The organism is Alcanivorax sp. HI0083, assembly GCF_001635175.1.
Window position 1 is genome coordinate 1 of record NZ_LWFX01000923.1, and the last position, 5,524, is coordinate 5,524.

6 protein-coding genes are annotated in these 5,524 nt (G+C 49.7%); 4 read left to right on the plus strand and 2 right to left on the minus strand.

What is annotated here, in order from left to right:
- Positions 1-203 precede the first annotated feature (203 nt).
- From A3754_RS09845 to A3754_RS09860, 4 genes are all read left to right on the plus strand, one after another.
- Positions 204-1,502, plus strand: coding sequence for a lipopolysaccharide biosynthesis protein (locus A3754_RS09845; protein WP_063538421.1), 1,299 nt, complete (start codon positions 204-206; stop codon positions 1,500-1,502).
- Positions 1,495-2,280 (plus strand): sulfotransferase family 2 domain-containing protein, encoded by a 786-nt coding sequence (locus tag A3754_RS09850; RefSeq protein ID WP_063519531.1) that lies wholly within the window; start codon positions 1,495-1,497, stop codon positions 2,278-2,280. The genes A3754_RS09845 and A3754_RS09850 overlap by 8 nt, the downstream gene beginning before the upstream one ends.
- 73 nt (positions 2,281-2,353) lie before the next feature.
- Positions 2,354-3,061, plus strand: a complete 708-nt coding sequence (locus tag A3754_RS26100; RefSeq protein WP_197468602.1) for a sulfotransferase family 2 domain-containing protein — start codon at positions 2,354-2,356, stop codon at positions 3,059-3,061.
- Complete coding sequence (locus tag A3754_RS09860; RefSeq protein ID WP_063519533.1) at positions 3,051-3,986, plus strand: glycosyltransferase; 936 nt, start codon at positions 3,051-3,053, stop codon at positions 3,984-3,986. Before A3754_RS26100 ends, A3754_RS09860 begins: the two co-directional genes overlap by 11 nt.
- Here the strand turns inward: A3754_RS09860 and A3754_RS09865 are convergent.
- Both A3754_RS09865 and A3754_RS09870 read right to left on the minus strand, forming a co-directional pair.
- On the minus strand, positions 3,964-5,244 hold the full coding sequence (locus A3754_RS09865; RefSeq protein ID WP_063519534.1) for a sugar transferase: 1,281 nt from the start codon (positions 5,242-5,244) through the stop codon (positions 3,964-3,966). The two genes, A3754_RS09860 and A3754_RS09865, sit on opposite strands and share 23 nt — an antisense overlap.
- A gap of 4 nt (positions 5,245-5,248) precedes the next feature.
- Positions 5,249-5,524: glycosyltransferase (locus tag A3754_RS09870; RefSeq protein ID WP_156496938.1), on the minus strand; the 276-nt coding region annotated here is incomplete at its 5' end.

Below are 5,524 nucleotides of genomic sequence, written 5' to 3' on the forward strand. Positions count from 1 at the left end.
GCTTCGCGGGGTATTGACGCGATGTGCGAGGATCACTGGCGCTGGCAGGACAAGAATCCGAATGGATATAAATAAGCATTACTCATTGGCTATTCGTTTTCTGATCAGGCTCGGATAGCGACTCTGGATGCTCTCTTGATTCGTCAATCCCGCGAAGGCGGGAATTCATTTACTCAGGCCTTCAATGTGTTGGGGTTCCTTCATTGACAGCGAAACCGGATAAGGCCGCTCTGTTGCGTGGCTTTGCAGCCTTGCTGAAAAAGTATCTTGGTCCGCTGGTGATCAGGGGGCTGGGTGCAGTGGCCATGCTGGCCATGAACGTTCTTGTTGCAAGGCAGCTGCCGGCGGACCAGGCCGGTATTTTCCTCTGGAGCGTTGCGGTGCTGATGCTTGCTTCAGTGGTAGTGAGAATTGGTACGGATAACAGCGTGCTGAAGCTGGCATCAATCGCATTTTCAGAAGGAAAGGATGATCAACTTTATCGCCAGCAATGGTTTTCGTTGTTTCTGGTTGGCCTGGTTTCCCTCTTTGTGGCGATTAATGCAGTAGCAGTTGTCTGGCTTGTCCCTTTTTTTTCCGAGGGTAAGCGCTGGGTATTATCGTACATGCTGGCCGCAATTGTGCCTTTCAGCTTATTGTTTCTCCAGACCCGCTTTTTGATAGCGGCCAGGAAAAGCTCCCTGGGGATATTTTTCTCTACATCTGCTCCGTTTATCGGCTTTATCCTGCTGATTTTTCTGTTCCCCGTTGAAAATGCAGCGACTGCAGCTGCGGCATTTCTTGCTGTATGTCTGGTTTCCCTGTCCCTGGCGCTGGGGGTATTTCCCCCGGGTAACAGACCGGGCTTTCCTGCCAAAGCAGATCGACGGGAAATGTTGTTGATGAGCCGGCATTTTTGGCTGGCTGCGGTATTTTCTGAAATGATTATCTGGGTCAGCCAGATTCTGGCCGTTATATGGTGCAGCCCTGATGAGCTGGCATGGCTGGCCTTGGGGCAACGAATCGCCTCCATAGTGAGCTTGCCGTTGATTGCGGTAAAGAGCGTGATCTCCCCTCAGCTTGCCAGCGCAATGAGCCAGAGAGATTTCGGAGGGCTTGCAAGAGGATTGCGCGAAAGCTCGTTGATAGGCCTTGTTATTGCTGCCCCACTGTTTGTATTTATTGTGGCCATGCCTGATGTATTGATCAGGATGACTGTTGGGGAGGCATATCTCCCAGCGGTTGATCTTGTGTTGATTTGTGCGATAGGGCAACTGGTTAATGTTTCTGCCGGAATTTCCGGTGGGATGCTGGCTATGACGGGTAACGAAAAGCTATTGCGAAATATTATTGTAGGCAGTGGCATTCTTTGCGTTCTGCTGAGTATTATCCTTATTCCTATTTATGCTGCAGTCGGTGCTGCCCTGGCCTTTTCAATTACCATGGTGATCCAGAATGTCGCCATGTATCTATTGTCCAGGCAGTTTATTCGCACCTGTATGAAAGAGAGTTGTCATGAGTAACCGTGGCTCGCTGAAACGCGCCTTTATTAAAAGCTTCTATATACAGTTTCGTAAGCTGGCAAAATCACTGCTTCATGCCTGCAAAGCTGCAATTGGTGGGCATATTGAAAAGCCTGAGTTCGTTGTGCTGGGTGACAAGAAGGTCGCGTACCTGGTGGTTTCAAAAGCAGCCTGTTCTTCCATAAAGAAAGCAATGGTGGCTGGTATTGTAGATGACGATATTCAGGATAATTACTCTATTCATCAAAACCACAAGGTGGCCCAACTGACGGTAAGAGGGAGGTTTCCTGACGCTGAGCAATGCCATGTTTTCACTTATGTCAGAAATCCTTTTTCCAGACTTGTTTCTTCTTATATCAACAAGTTTGAGGATTTTGAAAAAATTCGCATGGTTGGGTTTGAATATGCGGATTATCTTGGCGGTTACCTGGAAATGTCTGATTCTTTCGAGGCCTTTGTTGAGAAGGTCTGCAATATTCCAGATCGCTTGAGTGACAGACATTTCATGGGGCAGTACTACCTGATCCATTCCTTGTCACCGCGTTTGCCTGACCAGATTGAAAAACTCGAAGAGATTGAGCGTAGCTTTCCCGCACTGTCTGAGCATTATGGTTTTGGGGATGTTCCCCATTTTAACCGTACTGGGGGATATAACTATGAAGATTATTATTCCTCCGCTGAAATGGTTGAAATGGTTTATAGACGCTATCGTCGAGATGTCGAGGAGTTCGGCTATCAGGCTGAGTATGAAAGGTTGAGGTCCCGTTTTGATGTCTGAGCTTCTTGTGCGAGCCAGGGGCATTTGTGTTGGCCGTTACCGGGCGTTCGTTAGATGGCTTGGTGCATTTTTTATGCGCCGAAGAGGCTTTAAAGTCATCCATTTCCTCCATATCGGGAAGACAGGGGGGACGGCTCTAGGGCGGGTTTTTCACGGAAATCAAAGGGTGGGTAATTCCTGGTTGGTCCTGCATGAGCACAGCACTACGGTTAGGCGGTTGCCAAAGAGTGATCAATTCACGTTTGTATTGCGTGATCCGGTCGATCGCTTCGTCAGTGCATTTTATAGCCGCTATCGACAAGGTAAGCCGGCTTACTTCATTCCATGGACAGAAGCTGAAGCATCCGCATTTGCATCGTTTCCTGATGCCAATAGCCTGGCTGAGGCGCTGAGTAACCCGGAACCCGAGTGCCGTGAAAATGCTCGGGCTGCAATGCACGCTATTGGCCATGTAAGAACTCACTACCGTGATTGGCTGGGTTCTGTTGAGAATCTCTCTGAATTGTCTCATCGCATCCCTCTGGCGGGCTGGCAGCCGGATCTCGACAGTTATCTGTGTTGCCTTGTCGATACCCTTGGCGGAGACCCCGGGCAGTACCGTTTCCCGAACAATGCGGCACAATCGCATAAGGGAGGGCATGGCGGCCGAGCGGAGCTATCCGATTTGGCTGTAGAGAATCTGCTGGAATGGTATGGCGATGATGTCAGGTGGGTAGAGGCGGTCCGGCGGCTTGATCTTTTTGCCAGTAACAAGGCCTTGGTAAATAATCATGACAATTAAAGTGGCGTGTGTACATGATTCCAGTGCTTACCTGCCAGAGTTACATGCCTATAGTGAGTACTTCCAGAAAAGTAGTTCCGTTCGCTTTGAGGTTATCTCTCATTCAGACGGGGAGGTTTTTTCTCCCGAGCGCTATGATTTGATATACCGTTTCATGGGATTTTACCCTTTCTGGAGCCATAGTGATGTGCCGGAAATCCATGAATATCATAGTTTGAGTGTTCCGCCTTTTGCACAAGCGAAGGATACGATAAAGCGATACCTCAACAGAAAGCCCGTAGGCCGTGTTTTTCTGAATGGGCAGGTTGAAAGTGTTCTCGGTTTTTCTGACCAGGTGCCGAGTGTTCAGCGTGATATGGGCGTGCATCAGCGCTTTTTCGATGCGGTTACCGCAGGTTCCGCTAAGGAATTCGACATCGTTTACTGTGGAACGGTCGCTGGTCGCCAGGGGCTGCTTGAAGTTCTCAAGGAGTGTCTTGAGGCTGATTTATCAGTCCTTGTTGTCGGCAGGATTGACGATTCCGATTGGCTGGATAGGCTGGGGTCGCTGAAGCGGGCTCTGACTGTGACGGGCGCTGTTCCCTATGATGACGTTCCAGGTTGGATCAGTAAGGCCCGCTTTGGGCTCAATTTTATCCCGGATGTTTATCCCTTCAATGTGCAGACCAGTACCAAGGTTCTGGAATATTGTGCTGCGGGCCTGGGGGTCGTGACCAATGATTATGAATGGATCCGGAATTTCGAGACTTGTCATCATGCCAGTTTTTATAAAATAGAATCTGGCCTGGCTGATTTGAAGGCTATGGATCCACAGGGCTTTTCGGCTTCTGTGGACTCACTGGAATGGTCTTCTTTGTTGGAACGTTGCGGCCTCGAGGAGTTTCTTGTTGCTTGTGCTTCGGTTAGCGAGCGCCGAACCCCGTGAGAACTGTTCTGATGGTTTTGAGTACAATCAGAATGTCCACCCATAGCGACAGATTCTTGATGTAAAAGAAGTCATGCTCGACCTTTTCCCGGGTTGACTCCGTGCATACCGCATACCCCTGGCTCACCTGAGCCCAGCCTGTGATGCCAGGCTTGACGATATGCCGGTAGCTATAAAAAGGCACTTCCTGCTCGAATTGCTCTACAAAGCCTCTTTGCTCAGGGCGAGGTCCGATCAGGCTCATATCACCTTTCAGTACATTCAGAAACTGTGGAAGTTCGTCCAGACGGAATTTTCGGATAAAGCTGCCAAAGCGGGTGATCCGGTGTTCGTCCATGTCTGCAAAACGCGGAGTGTCATCATCTTCCGGGATCATGGAACGGAATTTGTACATGCGAAAGGGGATGTTCTTTTGCCCGACTCGTTCCTGAATAAAGAGGACAGACCCTTTGGATTCAAAGCGAATGATAGTGGCCAGGATCAAGGAAACAGGCAGCACGATTGGGCTGAGCAGGGCGACAGAAGCAATGTCGATTAGCCTTTTGGCAATGACATAAACGGCGCTGGGCTGCAGGGAATCCATGTCATGGATGCTCAGCATGTTCAGATCGACTTTTCCATTGATGGCTTCGTTCAGCGCTTTGCTGCTGATAATCGTTGTGCCGGATGCGCTGTGATGGGCGACATAGCGCAACCAGTTGTCTTCAATTTTGGATTCGGTGTCCACGATAAGTGCATCGTATCGAGTTTCACACAGCTCGGTCGATACGAGGTCTCGGAAACAGATGTTTTCGGCGTTTTCTTTATTGTTTATTTCAACATTGGGTAGCAAAGCGAATTTAAGCTTGCGATAGCGACGGTTAATGATGAAATTGACAAATTGCACACCGAGTAATAATGCAAAGCCTACAAATAGTGTGCTACGTGAGTAGCCGAGGCGGAAGGCCAGTATTACCAGCATGGCCGAGGCAATCAGGGCCAGGGTGATGCTGGCGTTGTAGGAAAAGCCGCGGCCACCCGGGAAGCGAACAATCTTTTTTATCAGGAGTGCATTAAAGATGTAAATCGTTGCCAGGGTTATTAGCGATAGTTGCTGGTTGGGATCGTGGGGGATTGAGATCGATCCGTGGGCAAAAAGCTGTGCGCAGAACAGGGTAATGGCCAGCCCCGTAATGTGGCCCGTCACGGGATTGAGTAGCAGCCGCTCGTGGAGGCGGTTGTGGCGTGCCGGATTTATCGGAATGAAGTGTGAATTCATGGGTTCAAATGCCTGATTCTGCGCCTAGATAAGCGCTTAAGTAGTCTGATTTTGTCGGCTCTAGCCATGCATCCGATGCGGATGCCCTGGCGGCGGACTGCATGTCGTCAATATTGGCGATCAGTTGATCAATGCTGTGTCGGACTGATTCGAGTGTGTTGTTACACAGAATGCCGTTTCCGGCGCCAACCAGTTCATGACATCCGCCCACATCGCTCAGTAACAGTGGCAACCCATGTGCTTTGGCCTCAAGGGCGGACATGGGAAGCCCTTCGCTGTC